This is a genomic window from Thiomicrorhabdus sp. Kp2 (assembly GCF_000478585.1).
Lineage (GTDB): Bacteria > Pseudomonadota > Gammaproteobacteria > Thiomicrospirales > Thiomicrospiraceae > Thiomicrorhabdus.
Window position 1 is genome coordinate 2632471 of the sequence record NZ_ARWI01000001.1, and the last position, 20354, is coordinate 2652824.

The 20354-nt window shown below is 38.9% G+C and carries 17 protein-coding genes; 5 read left to right on the top strand and 12 right to left on the bottom strand.

The features are described 5' to 3' along the window. Nucleotides 1-6 precede the first annotated feature (6 nt). The 9 genes from A379_RS12010 to A379_RS12050 all read right to left on the bottom strand — a co-directional run bounded on the left by A379_RS12010 (nt 7) and on the right by A379_RS12050 (nt 11608). Nucleotides 7-507 (bottom strand): DUF2062 domain-containing protein, encoded by a 501-nt coding sequence (locus A379_RS12010; RefSeq protein WP_232744850.1) that lies wholly within the window; start codon nt 505-507, stop codon nt 7-9. Between the two features lie 109 nt (nt 508-616). Further along, nucleotides 617-1393: an SDR family NAD(P)-dependent oxidoreductase gene (locus A379_RS12015; protein WP_040728332.1), complete on the bottom strand. Its 777-nt coding sequence runs from the start codon at nt 1391-1393 to the stop codon at nt 617-619. Nucleotides 1394-1458: 65 nt separating this feature from the next. Continuing rightward, on the bottom strand, nt 1459-2679 hold the full coding sequence (locus A379_RS12020) for an APC family permease (RefSeq protein WP_040728333.1): 1221 nt from the start codon (nt 2677-2679) through the stop codon (nt 1459-1461). Between the two features lie 67 nt (nt 2680-2746). Then, nucleotides 2747-5083: a S8 family serine peptidase gene (locus A379_RS12025; protein WP_157832377.1), complete on the bottom strand. Its 2337-nt coding sequence runs from the start codon at nt 5081-5083 to the stop codon at nt 2747-2749. An 18-nt stretch (nt 5084-5101) separates the two neighbouring features. Next, a complete protein-coding gene (locus A379_RS12885) occupies nt 5102-7438 on the bottom strand; it encodes an AsmA family protein (RefSeq protein WP_051145206.1) in 2337 nt (778 codons plus the stop codon). Nucleotides 7439-7643: 205 nt separating this feature from the next. Then, nucleotides 7644-7997, bottom strand: coding sequence for a YdbL family protein (locus A379_RS12035; protein WP_040728335.1), 354 nt, complete (start codon nt 7995-7997; stop codon nt 7644-7646). A gap of 9 nt (nt 7998-8006) precedes the next feature. After that, nucleotides 8007-8246 carry a YnbE family lipoprotein gene (locus tag A379_RS12040; RefSeq protein ID WP_081696422.1) on the bottom strand — a complete coding sequence of 80 codons (240 nt, stop codon included), beginning with the start codon at nt 8244-8246 and terminating at the stop codon, nt 8007-8009. A gap of 106 nt (nt 8247-8352) precedes the next feature. Next, nucleotides 8353-11334: a YdbH domain-containing protein gene (locus A379_RS12045; RefSeq protein WP_040728339.1), complete on the bottom strand. Its 2982-nt coding sequence runs from the start codon at nt 11332-11334 to the stop codon at nt 8353-8355. A 67-nt stretch (nt 11335-11401) separates the two neighbouring features. Beyond that, nucleotides 11402-11608 (bottom strand): hypothetical protein, encoded by a 207-nt coding sequence (locus tag A379_RS12050; protein ID WP_040728340.1) that lies wholly within the window; start codon nt 11606-11608, stop codon nt 11402-11404. 252 nt (nt 11609-11860) lie between these two features. Here A379_RS12050 and A379_RS12055 point away from each other — a divergent pair, with 252 nt between their 5' ends. Beyond that, nucleotides 11861-13225, top strand: coding sequence for an anti-phage deoxyguanosine triphosphatase (locus A379_RS12055; protein ID WP_051145207.1), 1365 nt, complete (start codon nt 11861-11863; stop codon nt 13223-13225). Nucleotides 13226-13320: 95 nt separating this feature from the next. Here the strand turns inward: A379_RS12055 and queG are convergent, their stop codons facing one another. Then, complete coding sequence (gene queG, locus A379_RS12060) at nt 13321-14526, bottom strand: tRNA epoxyqueuosine(34) reductase QueG (protein ID WP_051145208.1); 1206 nt, start codon at nt 14524-14526, stop codon at nt 13321-13323. A 133-nt stretch (nt 14527-14659) separates the two neighbouring features. Between queG and tsaE the strand changes: the two genes are divergently transcribed. Then, nucleotides 14660-15148 carry a tRNA (adenosine(37)-N6)-threonylcarbamoyltransferase complex ATPase subunit type 1 TsaE gene (gene tsaE, locus A379_RS12065; protein WP_051145209.1) on the top strand — a complete coding sequence of 163 codons (489 nt, stop codon included), beginning with the start codon at nt 14660-14662 and terminating at the stop codon, nt 15146-15148. Nucleotides 15149-15273: 125 nt separating this feature from the next. Continuing rightward, entirely contained in the window at nt 15274-16884 is a 1611-nt protein-coding gene (locus A379_RS12070; protein WP_040728342.1) for an N-acetylmuramoyl-L-alanine amidase, read from the top strand. Nucleotides 16885-16992: 108 nt separating this feature from the next. On the opposite strand, the gene A379_RS12075 is transcribed toward A379_RS12070, so the two are convergent. Continuing rightward, on the bottom strand, nt 16993-17598 hold the full coding sequence (locus tag A379_RS12075) for a 5-formyltetrahydrofolate cyclo-ligase (protein WP_040728344.1): 606 nt from the start codon (nt 17596-17598) through the stop codon (nt 16993-16995). Nucleotides 17599-17945: 347 nt separating this feature from the next. Then, nucleotides 17946-18230 carry a cell division protein ZapA gene (locus A379_RS12080; protein ID WP_040728346.1) on the bottom strand — a complete coding sequence of 95 codons (285 nt, stop codon included), beginning with the start codon at nt 18228-18230 and terminating at the stop codon, nt 17946-17948. A 150-nt stretch (nt 18231-18380) separates the two neighbouring features. Between A379_RS12080 and A379_RS12085 the strand changes: the two genes are divergently transcribed. Beyond that, entirely contained in the window at nt 18381-18968 is a 588-nt protein-coding gene (locus tag A379_RS12085) for a UPF0149 family protein (RefSeq protein WP_040728347.1), read from the top strand. Nucleotides 18969-18993: 25 nt separating this feature from the next. Further along, nucleotides 18994-20310, top strand: a complete 1317-nt coding sequence (locus A379_RS12090; RefSeq protein WP_040728349.1) for an aminopeptidase P N-terminal domain-containing protein — start codon at nt 18994-18996, stop codon at nt 20308-20310. The last annotated feature ends 44 nt before the right edge of the window (nt 20311-20354 follow it).

Genomic DNA, 20354 nt, shown 5'->3' on the forward strand with positions numbered 1-20354 from the left:
GTTCTCTTAACGTTGCAAAGTAATACGTTTAAAAACAGCGACCACGCTTGACCAATGAAAATGCGCAATAGCGGTATACATTAAAGCGCCAATCACAGTGCCTAAAATCATATTGCCAATGTAAAACGGTTTCCATATTAGCGGGAAGACTTCATCAAACCAAAGTTGAGAGCCGATGGTGATATGTGCAGAGGCTTGAAACAGGTCTGGAGTGCCTAAAATCCATGTGCCAAAGACATAACCGCCATACCAAATAGGCCACATGGTGAGCGGGTTAGTAATCCAGGCTAAGGCGGTTGCAAGCGGAATATTGGCTCTAAAGTAATAGGCAAAAACCGAACCTAATACCATTTGAAAAGGCACAGGCAGCATCATGCAAAAAGAACCAATAAAACCCGCACGTGCAAAGGAGGTTCTATCACCAGCCCAGTAGATGCGGTCTTTGAATTTTGGAAAATACTTATTCAAAAAGGTAGAGCGTTTGGTTGCTCTACCAATTTGATGCATTTTGAGTTTAAGGTATCTAATCATTTTGTGAGTATATCAGAACATACTTATGTTTAGAGTGTTAAATCATTAACTTAGTTAGGATAGTTGTTCAGGTTTTTTGCAGTCTTTAAAGATTTTTTACGGTTGTCGGGCCTGCGAGTGCTTGATGAATGGGCATGATTTCAATATTGTTGATATTGATATGGGCGGGTTGTGCAAGAATCCAGCGAATCGTTTCAGCGATATCTTCAGAGCGTAACGGCTCTAAACCAGAATAAACGTCATTGGCTTGCTCTTGATTACCTTTAAAGCGCACTAAAGAAAATTCACTTTCATTGAGCATACCTGGTTCTACGTTGGTGACTCGAATGGCTGTGCCCAATAAGTCAGAACGTAAATTACTTGAGAACTGTTCCACAAAGGCCTTGGTTGCGCCATAGACATTAGCGCCCTTATAGGCATAGCTTCCTGCAATAGAACCGATATTAATAATATGACCATGATTACGTTTTACCAGGCCTGGTAAGATTTGGCGTGTTAAAAACGCTAAAGATAAACAGTTGGTGTTAATCATGGTTTGCCAATCAATCCAGTCGGTCTCATGTGCGGGATTTAAACCTAAGGCTAATCCTGCATTATTGATAAGAATATCAATCTGTTTAAATTCATTGGGTAAGTCGGCTAAAGCTTGTAACAGTTTGCCATGGTTATTGATATCGCAAGCGACAATATGGCATTTGGTGAGTGGAGATAAGTCTGCTTGAAGCTCCTTTAAAAGCGCTTCTCTTCTTGCTAATAAAATCAGTTTAATGCCTTGTTTAGCAAGGATTTCAGCGGTAGCTTTACCTATCCCGCTAGAGGCGCCAGTAATTAGGGCTGTTTGTTCGTTCAGGTTATTAGTCATGCAATTTCTCAACAATGAATTTTAATAAACCTATTTTAGACCTGTTTAACCTAGTCGCAAGGGCTTTATGCCAGACGTGAATAAATTGAAATAATCACAAAGCTTGTGCTGCTTATAAAAGCAAGTAATGCTACATAACGAGGTAGGCTAATACAGCCTTCTATAATCGGTTCTGTTTGTTTGATACGCCATAGGGCTAGGTTGACAATTGAAAAGACGATGAGCATTAGAAAGGAGGTGATTTCGGCCAGTGTAGATAAGTGCCCAATTAAAGCAAGAGTCATAACGGTTAATCCAGCTAAAAGCGTGGCAATTATTGGGGTTTGGGTTTTAGGGTGGATATAGCTCAATAAAGCGGGGAGCTGGTGTCGGTAACTTAATCCATAAATGACTCTGGAAGCCATAATGATTTGAATCAGTGAACCATTGATTATCGCTAAGATACTAATCAAAGAGATGATTTCAGCAGATTTGCCTGTATGCAAGGTAAATAAGGTGGCTAAAGGCGCTGAGCTTTGTGCCAGTTCTTGTGGAGGAATGGAGAGTACTGCCAAGGTCATTATCAGCATATAGAGAATAGTCGTAATGCCTAATGTAATCAGGATAGCTAAGGGTAAATTACGTTTTACATCCTGAACTTCTTCAGCCACATCAACCATGTCTTCAAAGCCAATAAAGGCATAAAAAGCCATCAGAGTTCCTGTAAAAATAATACTTAGACTGGTTAAATTAAACTCTGGTATGAGTAGTGCGCCAATCTCTGGAAGCTGCGCTATCGCTCCTTGGCTAATGAAAATAATCCAGATTAATCCGCCCACTTCAATAAGCGTGATTAACGAAGCGAGAAAAACTGATTGAGCAATACCATAAACCGCAATAGACGTTAACAGCAAGGTAACCAAAATAATAGATGAACTGTTGTTTATAGCAATAAGTTGGTTCAAATAGCCTGAGAACGCATTAATTAACGCTGCAGAAGAGACCAGGCCTGCCAAAATGACTAAAAGGCCAATAATCAAAGTGAGATGATGAGAGTGAAAGCCTTGCTGTGTATAGAGCGCCGCGCCCGCAGCACGAGGATAACGACATGAAAGTTCAGCAAAAGAGAGAGCGGTTAGCCCAGCAAGAATTGCAGCAAAAAGAAAAGAGGTTGGCGCTAGGTAACCAGAGATGCCCGCCAATTCTCCGATTAAAGCATAAATGCCAGCACCGACCGTTGTTCCCAATCCGTAGAGAACCATTTGAGGTAAACTTAAAGTGCGTTTTAAAGTGGTGTTATTGTCCATTTACAGCCTAAATCAAATGTTGTTTGTTAGCAGAGTGAATGGGGTTACGCTCATTCTTTAATTCATTTTAAAAGGTTTGATAAAGGCTAATGCCTACACCTGAGTCATCTGGATTATTAATGGCATTGAGTTGTAGTTGAGACTGTTTAGAAGTTTTTAGATGAACAAACAGTTCAATAGTGTCTGGGTTTAAGTTGCGTTTTTGCTTAAAACTCACTGTTTGGCTTTCAACGGTACCATCAGCAGACATGCCAGTTGGCAAGGTTAGGTTGATGTCTGAATGTAATAAGGTATTGTAGTTGTAGGTCTGTAAACCCCAAGAGCTATTGTTTCCGACTGCTCTCATAATACCGAGTTTTAATTGACCTAATTCGGCATTTTTGACATTGATATAACTGCCATTGGAGAGGTTGGATTCAAGCAATTGTCCATTTTGGATTTGCCCAAAAATATGCATGCCATTATGACTGTATTGCAAAGCAAAAGTATTGATTTGGCTAAGATTACTCTCACCAAATGAGAAGGCACCACTTCCTTGCATACCCAATAATGAGTCCTGTTCATCTCGTAATTGAGATGTAAGGTTTAGGGCGATATGAGGTGTGACTTGATAATTTAATCCAACACTTTGTAATTTGGCCAGCGACTTGGTTTCATTAATTCCAACTCGTGTAGGCGTTTCTTTTTCTTGCAAAGAACTGAATATCGAAAGATTCGCTGTTAACGCTTGTGTAAAGGCGAATGTATTTCCAAAATCTTGTTGGTTATTCGCATAAAAGTGTTTCGTTAAAGGCGCAAACTGGCTTTGTATGAAGTTTGAAGAACTGTTTTGGGCGTACAAAATGGAGCTTTTATCATTATAGAGAGCAAAGTTTTTTAGGCTATTGGCCTTATGGTAATCAAAGTTAGCGGAGATTGTCAGATTGGCAAAGTTAGTTTCTGTATTGAGCCCAGGTTGAGAGTTAGCCCAAAACCGATTCCAGGAAATAGGCGTTTTTTCGATTTGAATAGCGGGAGTGATATCCACTAAAAAATCACGATTATAATCATCAAAATAGGCCACAGATTTAAGTGCCGATAAGCTCGATAAACCACTTAATGAAGAGGGAATAGTGACGCTAGACTCTCCTAAATTATAAGACGTGGTGGTTGATGAACTTGATTTTAACGTGCCTAGTGGCGTCATAGCGGCTTGTAAGTCTAACAGGCCGACGCCATAAGTGGCTGGGTCGCTATAGACGCCAGTATTATTTGCCGAAGTTTTTAAAATATCGACAGCTTGTTGAATAGTAAGTTGATTCCAGCCCGATAATAATACTGCCAAACTGCCGCTGACAACTGGGGTGGCCATTGACGTTCCACTATATTCAACCGTGCTTGTTGTATCACCGCCATAAGCTGCTTCAATGCTCACTCCAGGAACTGAAATAAACGTATTTTGTATCGCTGACATCACTGTGCTGTCACAAGCGATGTCAGGTGAACCTGTTACATCACTACAGCTTCCAGGGTAGTTTGAAAAGCTAGCTATACTTCCAGAATCGTTTAAAGCAATAGCAGATAAAACTTGGTTTTCGATACCCGCTTGAATCGCTAAGTTTTGCGCTGTGGAATAATTAATAAAATGTTCTGCGCCTACTGGATCACCTATACCATCAATTCCACCATTACCAGCCGCATTGACTAATGCTACATCGTAACTTTGAAGCGTATTTAAATAAGCGTTTAGTTCACTATTGGCACCACCTGTGGTGGTTAAATTAACCATTCCACTAATAGAGGCATTGACAATAGGAGCTTTGGAAGCAATGTAGTTGGCGCCTTCATGAATGGCAATATTATAGGCGGTAGAATTGTCTAGAAAGACATTTACTGGTAACAGCGTTGCTTCAGGAGCGACTCCGTATTCACGACCTAAAGCAATGGATGAAACATGTGTTCCGTGATAGTCGGGGGAATCAATGTCGCGATAATCATTTGTATAAACAATAGAGTCTGATGAAAGAATGTATTCTATACTTTTGCCATCACTCCAGTTGATTCTAGTGTTTCCATTATCATCATAAAACTCAATATGATTAGGATTAACGCCCGAATCAACAACACCAATGGTTATGCCTTGGCCTTTATAACCTAAGTCCCAAGCAGCCTGTGCATTAATCACTGTTTGCTGCTCTTTGGTTCCAGATATTGTTGAGACAGGAAAAGGGGGGTAAGTTACGGGTATTAGTGAATTATTTACTGGAATAACTGGGGTTGTAGTAGTTCCACCGCCTCCGCCTCCACCGCAAGCGGTTAGGCTTGTGGTGATAAAAAGAGCAATCAATGTTTTAGATAGTTTCTGTTTGGATAGGCATGTAATGCATTCTTTATTTAAGGAAAGGCTCATTGGGTTTCTGGCCATTTCTAAAAACGCCTTCATTTAGAACTTAAAGCCTTTAAGTAGAGAGTCTTTTAGTTTATCTTCGACTTTTTTCTGAACATCTTTTACGACTTCGTCCTTTTTCTTTTCAATTTCAGCTTTGGCTTTTTCTTCAAGTAAAGAGGCTAAGTCTAAAGAGACACTTGGACTGGTTAAATCGCCTTTTAATTTAACAGGAATGGTTAAACCGTTAAGGTCTTTCAAGTCTTCACCGCCTTGACCTTTATCAGAGGCAACAATTTTGGTTTTAACCAGGTAGTTAAGTTGGTCTTTACCTAAATCAACCGTACCAGAGCCATTAACACGCATAAAAGGCGCTTGGGCTGAGAGCGTGTTGGTATTGACTATGCCATCTTTGATGGTGACATCAGCCACAAGAGAGCTAAAGTCTGTTTTAGCTTCTTTATCTTGTGTTTTGCTTGGCTTACCACTGATTTTAGCTTGCGCATCTCGAATAGACTGAGCAAGGTTAAAGCCTTTGATTGCGCCATCTACTAAGTTGACGTTTGCTTTACCATTAAGGTTCTTTTTAAACTCGGAGACTCTTTCACCTGACGTGGTTACATCTGCATTCAGTGTGCCTGTACCACTCAATTTATCGGTATCAGCAAAAGCCATAAGCACTTCACCAATTGGTAGGTTTTTGGTATTGGTTTTTACGCTGTATTTAGGTGTTTTCCCTCTTACATCCAGGCCTGCTATAACCACGGCTTGCGTTTTGAAAATATCGGCTTTTAACGGGTTAACCGTTAAATTGCCTTTAGCCGCTTTGGTGGCCATCACAATATTTTTTGGGTTCAGTTTGTCATAGGTTGCACTGCCAACTTTAATGGTGCCGTTAATGGTTAATTTGCGAAGTAACTCAACAGGTAGCTCCATTTTGGCATCGGCTTCACCTTGTGTTTCTGGTGTTGTTTCAGGTTGCTCTTTTTTAGGCGGTAAATAACGACTGACATTGATTTTATTTAACGCTAAATCGTAAGCGATATTGGGGGCGTCAAATTGGCTAACAGAAGCGTTACCTGTCAGTTCGCTATCATCTAAATTAAGTTTAAGTTTATTGACTTTAAGTGCTTGTGTCTTAGATGCAAACTGCACACCTAAAGAAGCGGCAAACTTGGTTAGAGTTTTACTGTCGCTCATCTCTGGCAATGTTACTTTTAATTGCTGTAGTAGATTACGTAAGTTTGTCTCAGCAATATTTAGATTAGCGTTGACGATAGCATCACTAGTGATTTGTGTAGCACTCACATCGCCATTGGCTGTTAAGTCTAATAGCTTTAATGAAAATTTTGGTAACTTGGCCGTTTGTGCTTTTAAATCAATATCTGCGGAGGTATTTAGTGTAATGCTTGCACTCCCATTGGGAATCGCTTCACCCGTGACATCTGAATCTAATGAAATTTGTTTTGCTTTAAAGGACTGGTTTTCAATATTCCCTGTTAAATCAGATAGGTTTAATTGGCCTTTTATGGTTTGTAATGGGAACTCTTTACCGCCAATAACATCATAATCAATAGCAAGAGAGGTTAAAGAGAGCATATTGTTTTCGAGCGAAAAACTCGGTAGTTGAACTTTGGTTGTGGCTTTTTCAACAGGGATTCCTTTCCCAGAGGTGGTGTTACTCACCACCAAGTTACGAATAGCGTATTGACCGTCTTTTTCTAGTTTAGCTTCTAGGTTTATCGCCAGTTTGCTAGCAATCTCTGGGTTGCTGACTTTACTGTCGCCAGAAAGCGCGATACTGAAAAATTCACCAAAGGTGATGGCACCACTACTGAAATTAAGATTTTCTAAGGTTACTTTTTGTTGATTTTGTTCGTCATTCCAAGTCATTGAACCATCTTGAATATCAATACCACCAAAGTTAAGCGATGCCAATTTATCCATAGGATGGCCAGAAATTTCAGCGTCGATTTCTTCTGATTTATCTTCTTTTGGCTTTGTGAGATCATCCCAGTTGGTTTTGCCGTCTGCATTTTTTTCTAGGTTTAATTTAAGGCCATGCAGGGTTAAAGTGTCGACTTCTAAATTTTGGCTCAGTAACGGAAGGATTGCGGCGCCTAATTGTACTTTTTCGATGCTAACGAAAGGTGTCTGGCTAAAACCTTCGGCATTACTTAAAGAGGCGGATTCTAAGTTAATTCCTAAGTGTGGAAACAGTGAAAGACTCATGCTTTCGACTTTGAAGTCGCGTCCAGTCTCTTTTTTAACTAAGGTGGTGATTTCATCATGGTAGTCATTTGGATCAACCGTTGCCACTATTACGGCTACAGCAATGATAATTACAGCTATAAAACCAGCCAAAATTTTAAGAATTAAACCAAACGCTTTCATGTTGTGACTCCATCGTATTTTTACGAGTATTTAATAATACAAATCTTAACAGATGAGATAGGTGAATCAATCTTTAGTTCATGGATTTTAAGAAAACTCAGTACAAATGTATTAAAACTTAATGAAATGATTGTTTGTTGTTGGAGGTGAAATAAATTGGAATAGAAGCCTCGATTAAATTTCATCAAGGCTTCTATGTTTTGGGTTAGGGTTTTTTTATCCATTGCCCATTTATTTGAATGAATAAGCCAGAGGGCGTTTTTTCGATTGCTTTTTTACCAGCTAACAGTTCAATTTCACTTAAAGGAACCTTGTGGTTTTGAGCCAGCTTTTGATATTGCTCTTTACGAGCATTGTTAATTAACTGCACAATATCTTGCGCATTGTTTTGGTTTTTAACTACACCTAAATAACCATTGGTTTGTTCACCAACCAGGCCTTGAGACTTGGCTGAACCGAGTTGATTCATGGCGGTTGACAAGTTCATTGACCATACATTGCTAGAAAGCGCTAAGAGAAAACTCAGCAGTAATATTTGGATGGATTTATAAAAAGTCATATTCTTCTCCTAAAATAAGCCGCTAGAACTGCTGAACATATTGTCGAGTTGTTTATCAATTTTAATCAGAATTTCATGTTGTATCTTGACATTTAAATTTATGTTAATGGGTTCATTGGGTAACGCAACCTGCACTGAAGGCGTACAGGCTGTTATTGAGGTAATCGCAAATACTTCTATAAGGAATACGACAATTAATCCCTTTTGGGTATAGGGAGATAAAAGTGATTGTTTTGTGGGTGAGTGCATCGTGAATTCCGTCTATGTAATGAACTTAAATTAGTTTAGCAGATTAATCGTTATGAACTAGTGCCTTGTGAGTGATATTTATAGTGGGTTCACTTTATGCCGCATTTTATTGTTGTAGCTTTTCTTGAATACGTTTTTTGATGGTTTCACTCACTTGATTACTTAATTGCATCGTTGTAATTAAAGCGGGTAAGTCTTCTTCTAGTTGAATATTAAAATTCACTTGCCTACCATTTTCAACGCTAGGGTTTTGGCCTTTTAAATGCAATTTAAGGTGTAGTTTTTTGTCCGCGCCATAGCTGACATTGCTGTCTAGAACCGAGTAGTGAAAGTCTTCGAGTACACTGAATACCAATTTCATACTCTGGTGAGTTTGCTTCAGACCTGAAGCGGCATGGTACTGTATTTTGCCTCCTGAAGAATCTGCTTGGATTATGCCTTTATCAAGCGTAAAAAACGGCGGTTTAATCAAATCAATACTAAAGGGAAGATTGCCGTCAATAATCCCACTGCCTTGAATCTCTGCAGATGGGTATTGTTCTAATAATGCTTTAAGGTCAATGTGAGAAAGATGGAGCTGACTATTAATGCGTTGACTTAAATCAAAGGTTTGACTGTCTAACCAGGCCTGGCCATTAAAGAGCTGAGCATTAAATTGGGTTAATTTGAGTTTGCCTTTTAATAAAGAATCTATTGAGGTTTGATAGTTTCCAGAGAACACGACAGGGCCAAAAATCAGACCATGATTCACTTGTACTAAATTTAATTTATTAATCTCACTGTTTAAAACGCCTCGTTTTAGACTCAAGTTTAAATGGCTATCTATCTGATTTAGCGTGGTTTCATTGTAAATACCGCTTATGCCTTGCAGAGTAATTTCGGCTTTTGTATTTAGTGTGTTGAGCAAGCTTGTTTTATTATTCTGAGCCGATAGGTTTAGTTGACTATTGCCTTTGGCTTTTAGCTGACCACTGCCTAAAGTAAGCAGTTTAGGCCAATCTTTAAAAGTCTTTTGCAAAGGATTGCCTGCTAAAAAATAGATATTGGGGAGTTCCCAGTCGGCATATAAGTGAGTGGGTTTATAAAAGGCATTATGAAAAACAACCAGGCCTGCTTGGTTTGAAACGCTACCTTGTAGATTGAGTTGATTGATTGAACTCAATGTTGGTAGAAGCTCAGATTTGATTTTACCTCGTAAAGTCCAAGAGAGAGGCTGAATATTTTGTTGTTCAAGTAAAGCTGTTTTTACAATATATTGTGAGGTGAATTGCTTTGAATGAGCTTTGTTTGAAGCTGTTTTGGGCTCAAGCTTTGACTTGGTTAAGATCGCATCCATCTTTTTAACGAATATTTTTTGGTTATCTTTAGACGAATAACCCAAGTCGGTTTTAAGGTGAATTGATTGTGCCGATGCTTCAAGTTTATCCAAAAAAACATGAAGTCCTTCGCTTTTTAGCGAGAGGTTTTTTATACCGATTTGGGTGTTATCTAACGCCAAATTTTGGTTCTTGTCTTGGTAGTTGCCAATCACATTAAGTTTCGGTATATCTAAATGGATTGCAGAGCTTTTTAGTTCACCAGTAAAAAGAAGCTCTCCAGTTTGCGCTTTGAGTAACTGTTCATGCGTCAGTGCAAGGTTGAGCTTTGAAAAAATCAGGCTTCCTTTATTTATATTTAAGTTTGGTATTTCACCCAATTGAATCATCCCTTCAGCTTGCAGCGTAGTGGGAGGGTTTGATTTTATTGAGAGTGTAAAGGGGAGTTTTTTTAGCTTATTAATGTCTGTTTGTTGTTTTTGGGTAGTGCTTGCTGAAAATGTAAAATCTTTAAACTGTTCTGTTTTTTGATGATCAAGTAATGAAATGACTAGGCTTCTTTGAAAATGGCCATTGGCTGCTAAATGATAGGATTGAACTTCCCCCTTTTTAAGTGCGAGTGCCGCATTGATTGTGCCTTGAATTGAACCAAGAGAAGGGATTGGAAAAGGCGCGTTAAACTGGGCTTTGCTATCGCCCGAAAATTCAATGGTTTTCAATAATTCAGTTACGGTTGTTTTGTCGTTAATATTCTCAAGTGAATTCAATTGAATGACGGCGTTGAGTACAATTTCAAAGTCTAAATTGGAGGGTAGTTTAACGGCTTGAGACTCATCTTTATTAGAGGTGTTTAGAGGTAAATAATCACGAATAGAATCAAGCCCTAATGAATGACCGCTCCAATTTTGATAAATGTTTTGAAGGTTTTGCCAGACTTCATCTGGCGTATTTTGTTTATTGCTAGGCAGTAAACCTGCAAAATGACTGGATACGGATAATTCTTGTTGATTCGTTATCTTTCCTGTTTGTGAAAATTGCATCAGACTGGTTGTGCTAGTATCCGTTTTGATCTCGCTTTCAAGCGAATATTCTACTAGGGTATTTGAGGCGGGAGCTTTTAGCTCTTTGGTGTGGCTAGGTATCTTGACTAAAAACTGACTTTGTATATGTGGGCTAACAATCTCTTTATCATGGAGCTTGAAATGACCTTCTGCCTGAATGTCTGTTTGGGTGTTGAGTAGCTGTAAACCTGCAGAACCTTTAACAGAGCATGGTTTGTCTGAGCAGGGTGCTTGAATCATAAAGGAGGCAATCTCAACCTTTTGAGGTAAAAAGGCTAGCCATTCAGGTCTGTTTTGAATTGTTTGTAGTTGCGTTGTTAACGCTTTAAGCGTTGCCTGTAAAGTAGGGTTACTGTCGTTTTTAATTGGGTTTTGTGGCTTATTTAAAATAACAATCTTAACCAAACCAATACTGACTTTGTTTGCAGAAAAAAAGGGGAACCGCTCTTTTTTGACTGAGGAATCGGCTTCAGAAAAATGAATGTTTTCTAGGTGAATATCGAGTTGGTTATTAAAGATAAAGTCAACGTGATTAAAGCGCAAGGATCCATCCTGAATGGTATCAAACTGCCACGAGTAATCGCTGATTTTTTGCTCAGTGAGTTGTTGATTGATCAAGTACAGTGCGACTGAGATTAGAATCGCAAAAAACACAATTGGCAAGAGGGCGCTTATCGCCATAAACTTTGAAATAGTCTGATATTTAATCATTGGGTATGACACATTCAATAGAACTCACTGGAAGCAAATTGCCCCAAGAAAATCATTATGGACCTGTTTAGTCTTTTTTGCATTTTGCAACGGCATCCCAATAGGCTTTATTGGCACTCTTATCATTGGTTTTATTGTCCCAAAGATGGCTTTGTTTATCGATACAAAGTTCCTCTTCAGTTTTGCTGCAAGCCGTTATCGATATAGCCACAAGAACTATACAAACGCCTGTTATTAGGCTGCTTTTAGGGTGGATAAGAGATGAAATGTTCATAAGATCTCCATAAGTTGAATTAGGATATGGTTGTAGATTAAAGCCTTTAAAATACAATATCATTTAAGACATCAGCATAACCATAAAAGTAAAAAACGTCTATTTTTGATTACACGTTGTTAGATAGACAGTGTAATCATTTCTATATCAATAGGAAAACAGGTTTTTATTCAGTATGATAAGCATCATTAATAGATCGTTTTGTGCGTTTTGAATGAGCAGTCATTCATTTAAGAAGGAATAAAAATCGCTATGGATTCAATCGAAACTCAGCAGTGGACTCAACGCTATTCAGATTGTTTGCAATCATTGCCATCCAGACCTGCCCGTATCGTTTATCAACGTGATCGAGCTAGGGTCATTCACTCAGCCTCCTTTAGACGTTTACAAGCTAAAACCCAGATATTTGGGTTAAGTGAGTCTGACTTTTATCGAACGCGTTTGACGCATTCGATGGAAGTGGCACAGATTGGTTCTGGCCTAGTCGAACAGCTTATTACCGTAGGTATGAACGATCATGGTAAAGATGCAGATTATATGGAGTGGTTACCTTCGTTTTATTTGATTGAAGCAATCTGTTTAGCGCATGATCTTGGTCACCCTCCTTATGGGCATGGAGGAGAGGTGGCTTTAAATTATATGATGCGTCATTACGGTGGCTTTGAGGGTAATGCACAAACGTTAAGGATTTTGGCTCAGTTGGGTGAGTATACCGCACACAATGGTTTGGATTTGTCTCGCAGAACGGCATTGGGGGTAATGAAATATCCTGCTATCTATAATGATGTGATTTCCGCCAATACAACCTATCAAGCACAGCTACGTGAACCACAAGTGGACGACTTTAGAACCCTACAAATGAATCGTTGGTCTCCGCCTAAAAGTTTGTATTTAGAAGAGAAAGCGTTGTTCGATTGGGTCTTAGCTCCTTTTTCTACCGAAGACAGGTTACGTTTTACCCAGTTGGCAGACTGTAAAGGTTGTCACCGTCAAACCCAATATAAAGCCTTAGATACAACCATTATGGAATTGGCAGATGATATTGCCTATGGCATACACGACCTAGAAGATGCGGTGGCTATGAAAATGGTCGCCCGTGACTTATGGCAAGCTGAGGTGATGGAAAACCCAGTATTTAAAGAGTACGCTTTGTGGGATAGTAAAATGACCGATTTGCTTTTTAGTAACTCGTCAAAAGGGCGTAAGCATGCAGTGAGCAAGATGGTGGGTATTATGGTTGAATCGATTTATATGGATGAGAATCCAGATTTTGAACACCCATTATTGCGATATCAAGCGCGATTAAAAGAGGGAGAAACGGCTGTTTTAGAACTGTTAAAAACGTTTGTCTTTAAAAATGTGATTACCATTCCTGAAGTAAAGCAGATGGAATACAAAGGGCAGTTGATTGTTCTAGAACTGTTTAAATCATTAAGAGCCAATCCCAGTGCTTTATTGCCATCAAATGCTTATGAAAAATATAAAAGGGCAGAAAATGAGCAAGCACAACAACGAATCATATCGGACTATATTGCTGGTATGACAAACACTTATGCGTCTAGGCTTTATGCTAAGTTGTTTACACCGACACAAGGTTCTATTTTTGACCGATTATAGTTTTAGTATAGCGTTACCAGGCCTGGTAGCTTAATGCTATTTTGCATAACTATTTTGTATAACGGTTTTTAATGTTTGCTTTGAATTAGGTGTTTTTATTTGAACTTAGGTAAATAGTACTTTTTAGCGACAAAAGGTTTAATGGATTCTTTTTTAAGTCTGTTTTCAAAGTTACCAGGCCTGGTAACTTCTAAACTAGAGGTTTGATTCATTAATTCATTCTGTGCCCACTCTATGTGTTCATCAACCAGGGCGCTGATTTTGCCAAATTTTTGCTGTAAGGCTTTACTCGCCTTATCGACCGTTAGAGTGTCACCTTTTATATTGCCTATTGAAACCGCTAGATTACGATTCCATTGCTCATAACCTATTCGGCGTATTGGCGAGCCCTCAAAACGTTTTAAAAACAGTGCCTCACTCCAAGACCATAACTCAAGAAGTGTGGCAGAATCTAGTTCATGGTTCGCTTTAAAAGCCTCTTCTGCAGTGGCTTCAGTGAATTTATTCCACGGGCAAACCAGTTGGCAATCATCGCAACCGTAAATTCGATTGCCCATAAGAGAGCGTAATTCAATAGGGATTGAACCTTTGAATTCAATGGTTAAATAGGAGATGCAGCGACGAGCATCGACCACGGCATTATCAACAATCGCTTGTGTTGGGCACTCTTGAATACAGGCGGTGCAAGGCCCACAACCTTGCTTAGTAAAAGGTTTGTCAGCAGGGAGGTTTAAATTGGTGTAAATCTCACCAAGAAAAAACCATGAGCCAGCCCTTGGGTGAATAATAAGGCTGTTTTTACCAATAAATCCTAACCCCGCTTTTTCAGCAATAGGGCGTTCCAAGACGGGGGCGCTGTCAGAAAAGGCACGGTAACTAAAATGTTCAGTGACCTCAGTAATTTTATTGGCGAGGACCTGTAGTCGTTTACGCATTAGTTTATGATAATCTTTACCCAACGCATACCGAGAGATATAGGCGCTTTCACTGGAGTGAAGTTGTTGAGTGGCGTGATTAGAGTTCGAGTCAAAGTAGTTCATTCGAACACTGATAATACTTATTGTGCCTGGTTCTAACTCATTTGGGCGTGTTCTTTTTGTGCCGTGACGCTCCATATAATCCATTTCGCCATGAAAGTTTTCACCTATCCAGTTAAAATAGTTGGCTTCGTAAGCCGATAGCTGGATATCAGAAATACCAATATCCGCAAACCCAAGTTCTTTGCCCCAATCTTTTATTTGGGTGGCGAGATATTCGGGTCTGTTATTTGGCAAGTTGGGGCGGATTATGGCTTCTTTCATGGACAATAGTGTATCAAATTAACAATGTTGTAATTGCACCACAACTGAGACATAAATATCTGCTTAATAGTGCGTTTACGAATACGAGTCTATCTCCTTAATCTTTAATTTTTAAAATAGGTAAATATTGCTAATGATGACAGAAGTAAACTTGCTCGATGAGTCTGAAAGTATTGAGTTTGCTAGGATAGTGGCCAGTTTGGTTGAACAAGATAAAGCCTTTGACGATGGTATGATTTTCTATTTACATGGTGATTTAGGTACTGGAAAGTCTTTTTTTTCACGAGCCTTTGTGCAGTATTTTTTACCAGGTCAAAAAGTTAAAAGCCCAACCTATACTATTGTTGAAAGTTACAATTTTTCTACAAATACGATACATCACCTTGATTTATATAGACTTTGCGATCCAGAAGAGTTAGAGTATTTAGCCATAAGAGATTTGCTTAAGAAAAATTACGTTGCATTAGTTGAATGGCCTCAAAAAGGCGCCCCTATTTTGCCCAAGGCAGACGTTAAATTTGAGTTTTTTTATGCAGATGAAGGTCGAAAAGTTGTTCTTGAGGGCATTTCAGAAAAAGGCAACTTACTTGTAGAGCAATTGATGTCACAAAACGAGAACTAATCTTGGTTTTGAGATAACAAAAAATTGACATATTTTATGGCATGGTTTTTGTTATACCCCTCTAGGTAAGGGGCTTTTGAAGAGAGTCTGCGAAAGTAAAAAAGTAAAAAGGTTGGGCTAAGAACATGAAATCGCTAGAATTGACCAAAAAAACAATCTCATTGGTTTTGGGTGCATTTCTTTTTTTATGGATGCAAAACGCTGTGGCAGGTGGAGTATTATCTTCAATGCGTATTGGGCAGACATCAGATAAAACACGTGTAGTGTTTGACTTAAAAGATACTCAAACCTATAAAGTGTCGGAGCTCACCAACCCATCTCGCCTTGTTGTTGATTTTTATAATACGGCGAATTACTTGTCTTTCAAAAACAAACATATCACTGATAGTCGCCTTTTTAAAATTCGTGTATCTAAAAACAGTAAACGTGTTCGAGTGGTTTTAGATTTACATAAAACGCCCGAATATAAAGCGTTTTTATTAGATGAAAACTCAAAAAAAGCACGTTTAGTTGTCGATTTAACGGACAAAAAAATTATTACAAAAACCAATAAGTCCTTAGCTAAAGCAACAAAAAACAACGTTAAACCCGCATTATCAAAAAATACAGTTTTAAGCAAATCAAAGTCTGAAGCATTGGATAACACCAAGACTAAAGTCACTCAGCAAGCGGTATTAACTGCACATTCAGCCAGTAGTACATCAATTAAAAAAGAAGTTAATACACCTCCCAAAATAACGGCTCCGTTAGTCAAAATGGCAAGTGTTGATAATAATCAAAAAATGATTAAAGCAACGAAACCGAGCGTTAATAAAAAAACTGAGAGCTTATTGAATAAAGAGAGTGCTGTTTTTGCCAAATCACATGAGTTTGTGGTTGCCATTGACGCTGGACACGGTGGAAAAGACACTGGAGCAATCGGTCATAACCGTATCTATGAAAAAGATGCTACCTTAACTATGGCAAAAGAGTTAAAGAAAATTATTGACCGCCAACCTGGGATGCATGCGGTATTAACACGAGATAAAGATGTTTTTATTCCGCTTTCTAAACGTGTACAAATTGCTAAACAAAAAAACGCCGATTTATTTATCTCAATTCATGCTGACGCTTTTCACGACCACTCTGTTAGAGGCGGCTCGGTTTATATTTTGTCTGAACGTGGTGCGAGTAGCACGATGGCAAAACTATTGGCAAGAAGTGAAAACGCCTCGTTACAGGACGTTAGCTTAAATGGCTTAGATGACGATGTGGCATTTGCATTAAGTGACTTGTCTAGAGATGCAAACATTAAAGCCAGTAGAAAATTAGCGGTAACGGTTTTAAAAGAGATGCAAAAAACTGTGAAAATGCACAAGCATTCGGTTCAATCAGCGGGTTTTGCAGTATTAAAGTCAATTGATATGCCTTCGTTACTGATTGAAACAGCTTTTATTTCGAATCCGCATGAAGCTAGAAATTTAATGAGTAAAAAGTTTCAATTGAAAATGGCAAATGCCATTGCCGATGGGTTAAATAAGTATGTTGATCAGTATGGTAAAAAACCAAGTTGGGGTGAAACACTTTACGTTCAATACAAAGTACAAAAGGGAGATACGCTCTCACAAATTGCAGCAAACTATGAAGTCAGCACAAAAACATTGAAAAAATTGAATGGTATTAAAAATGCGAATTCATTATATGTAGGCAAGAAACTTAAAATCCCAGTATCAGAGAAATTACTCGCAGGTATTTAGGTTTGATTGCTTGATAAGATTGAGTGATGAGTTTGACTTGAAAGTAGCGCCGAAAGGCGCTTTTTTGTAGGTAAATAAAGAGCGATGGCTAGGGGATACAGCCTATTTCTAAAATAGTTTAAAGCCCTTTTCTGTCAAAATTCCATCTAGTGGAACATCCCATGGTTCAGCGGGAAGGGTTTCAACCCTTTGGCATTCATGCGCCCAACCAATGAGTTTGGTCGAGGATTGTTTTTGATGCAGTTTAAACTCAAATGTTCGATCGTAATAACCCCCCCCCATTCCTAAACGGTTGCCTTGTTTATCAAAGCCAACTAATGGCATAAACACCCAATTCATCGCTTCGCCAGATAAGTGTTTATTTAGTGGGGCTGATGGCTCTTGGATACCAAATTGGTTGGCTATCATTTCACTGTGATTTGTGTATTGAACAAAGGCCATATGCCATTCATCCCGGGTTTCCAATACAGGGAGATAAACCTGGTGGTTGGTATTTTCCCAAAGGTGTTGAATTGTTTTTTGAGTGGATAGTTCGCCATCTTGCGATAAGAAAAGGGCAATCTTTTTTGGGGTTCTAAAATAGGAATTGGATTCAAGAAGGTGTTTTACGTGTTGGAATGCGAGTTCAGAGTGTTCTGTTTGCTCAAGTACCGTTAAGTTTTTTCGATTATTTCTGAGGTGTTTACGTAGGCTTGTTGAATCAAGAGGTCTCATAAAAATGGGGTCTCAAAAAAGAAAAAAGCACATAGCCACCAAACTAAAATCCCTAGACCGTAAAGTCCAGGTGGCAGTCTCCTCAAAAAATTTAGGCTTCTCGGGTTAGCAAGCTAACGAGATGCACACCATTTTTAGCATCTGACCCCAATATTGTAATTATCGGAACGGGGTTTATGTTTGGTAACCATATGCCGTGAAAGTATTATATCAAATAGAATGAGCTGAATGCTTGAGGAGTGAGTGATTTTTGATTAGTTTTTTTTATTTAAAAGGGCAAAAATAATCAATGCTAAGCGAGCTTACTTAGCATTTCTTACGGTAGCCACCACATAAGGTTAGCTGAGTTATACGTTGGTTGGTGTTTCTTGCTTCGACTCGCTGGCAACTTGGTTAATAACCGTATCAAGTTGATCTTCCAATCTTAAACTGTACTGAGTGGTATCTTCTTTTAGTTGCAAATAGTCAAAACAGAGGTTAAGCGCCACCATTAGCACCTTACTTTCGCCTTTTAAACCAGGCAGTTGGTCAAGTTTATCTTCAAGTAGGGTGGCGGCTTCAATTAACTTTTCACGCTCGTGGGCTTCGCATGGAATTTCAAAAGTATGATTCATTAAGGTTAATGTTAGCACTGGACACTCCTGGTCTTTAGTTTAGAAGGGGTTCTTTTGATGGTAAAAGGGCGCTTTAAAATCCATTTGCTTTCAGTATTTGATTAAACGGTAACCACTTTAATTTGATATTATTCCCCAATCATTCAAGTTTAACAAGAGATAGTTGTAATGGATTTTGAACAAGTCAATGAGGTGATTGCACCTTTTCCCGAACTCGAGTCACCAGCATTTATTCAAGGTATGCTTATAGGCCTGTTGTGCGGAGATAGTGATATACAAGAGGCTGTATGGATTAAAAAGCTCATTGAAGAGGCGCAGATTAAGTCGGTAAAAGAGTCTTTTTTAAAGGTGTTGGACGATGTTTTCCAAGAGACCAATAAAGGCATGAATGGTTCAGGTTTTGAACTGAACTTATGTATTCCTGAAGATACAGAATCTCTCGTGTTTAGAGCTGCCATGTTGGGGCAGTTGTGTGAAGGTATTCTTTACGGGTTAGGATTGATTGGCGCATTGAATGAATCAGAAAATGAGATTCCAAAGGAAGTACGCGAGTTGATTGAAGACTTTGGTCAAATTTCTCGTATAGATATTGGCAGTTTGAGTGATTCAGAGCAACTAACGGATGCTGAAGAGTCAGACTTTATGGAATTAGTTGAGTTTGTGCGTGTTGGTATTTTAACGATTAATGAAGAGTTAAATCCAACACAGGCACCTCCAATTATGGACGCAACGCCTGAAACAGATACTCTGCATTAAATTAGCAAATCAGGACATGGAGTTTATGGATCAAAATCATTTTTATCAACAGAATCGAGAACGTCTTTTAGAAAAAATGCCAAATAATAGCGTGGCTATTATTGCTTCTGGAGAAGAACAAATACGCAATCGTGATGTCGAATTTCCTTTTAGAGCCGAAAGCGATTTTTTCTACTTAACGGGGTTTACTGAGCCTGATTCTGTGTTGTTTCTGGTTAAGCAAGAGGCAACACAAAGTGTGCTCTTTTTACGCCCTAAAGATCCAGAGCAAGAAACTTGGCAAGGAAGACGTTTGGGAGTAGATGCCGCGTGTAATGCTTTGTTAACTGACCAGGCCTGGTCGATTGATGAATTAGAAGAGCAAGCGGTTGTTTTATTAGAAAACATTGAAAATATCTACCTTAGTTTTAGTCATTTGAACCAGTGGAGCGAATTACTAAACAGCTGGATTACGTCACTTAAACAGAAAGTGCGAAAAGGTATTTCAGCCCCTTCAAATATCTCTGACTTGGATAAGATCCTTCATGAAATGCGTGTCTGCAAAACGCCTGAAGAAATTGAGCGTATGCGTCATGCGGCTCAAATTTCGGTAAAGGGTCATTTAGCGGCAATGCGTGCTGTTTTAGAATGTGATTATGAGTATCAGGTTCAAGCGGCCTTAGAAGCCGAATTTGTTAGGCAAGGTTCACCAAGAGTGGCGTTTAGTTCAATTGTCGCTTCGGCTGAAAATGCTTGTATTTTGCACTATACAGAAAATCGTTCAGAAATTAATAAACAAGCTTTATTGCTTGTTGATGCGGGTGCAGAATGGGCGGGTTATGCGGGGGATATCACCACAACATTTCCTGCAAGTGGTCACTTTTCAGAAGCTCAAGCGTTACTTTATAGCCTGGTTTTAAAAGCCCAACGAGCAGCAATTGAAGTGATTAAACCAAATGTTAGTTATGACCAGGCTCACCAAGCTTCGGTTAAGGTGTTAACAGCAGGCCTGGTAGAGTTGGGTATATTGCAAGGTGATACCGATGAACTGATTAAAGCTGAAGCTTATAAGCCCTTTTTTATGCATGGTACTGGGCATTGGTTAGGAATGGATGTGCATGATGTGGGTGAGTATAAAATCAACCAGCAATGGCGTGATTTTAAACCTGGAATGGTCGTAACGGTTGAACCAGGCATGTATATTTCTGCTGAACATGAGAGTGTTGATGGTAAGTGGCATAATATTGGTATTCGTATTGAAGATGATATTTTGGTTACTAAATCGGGTCATGAAGTTTTAACAAAAGGGTTACCAAGAACGGTTAAAGAGATTGAGGCTTGGATGGCCTCTTGTGGCGATTAGTTAATATTTTCGAATAGGCTGTAACGAATCAAATAGAACTGGGC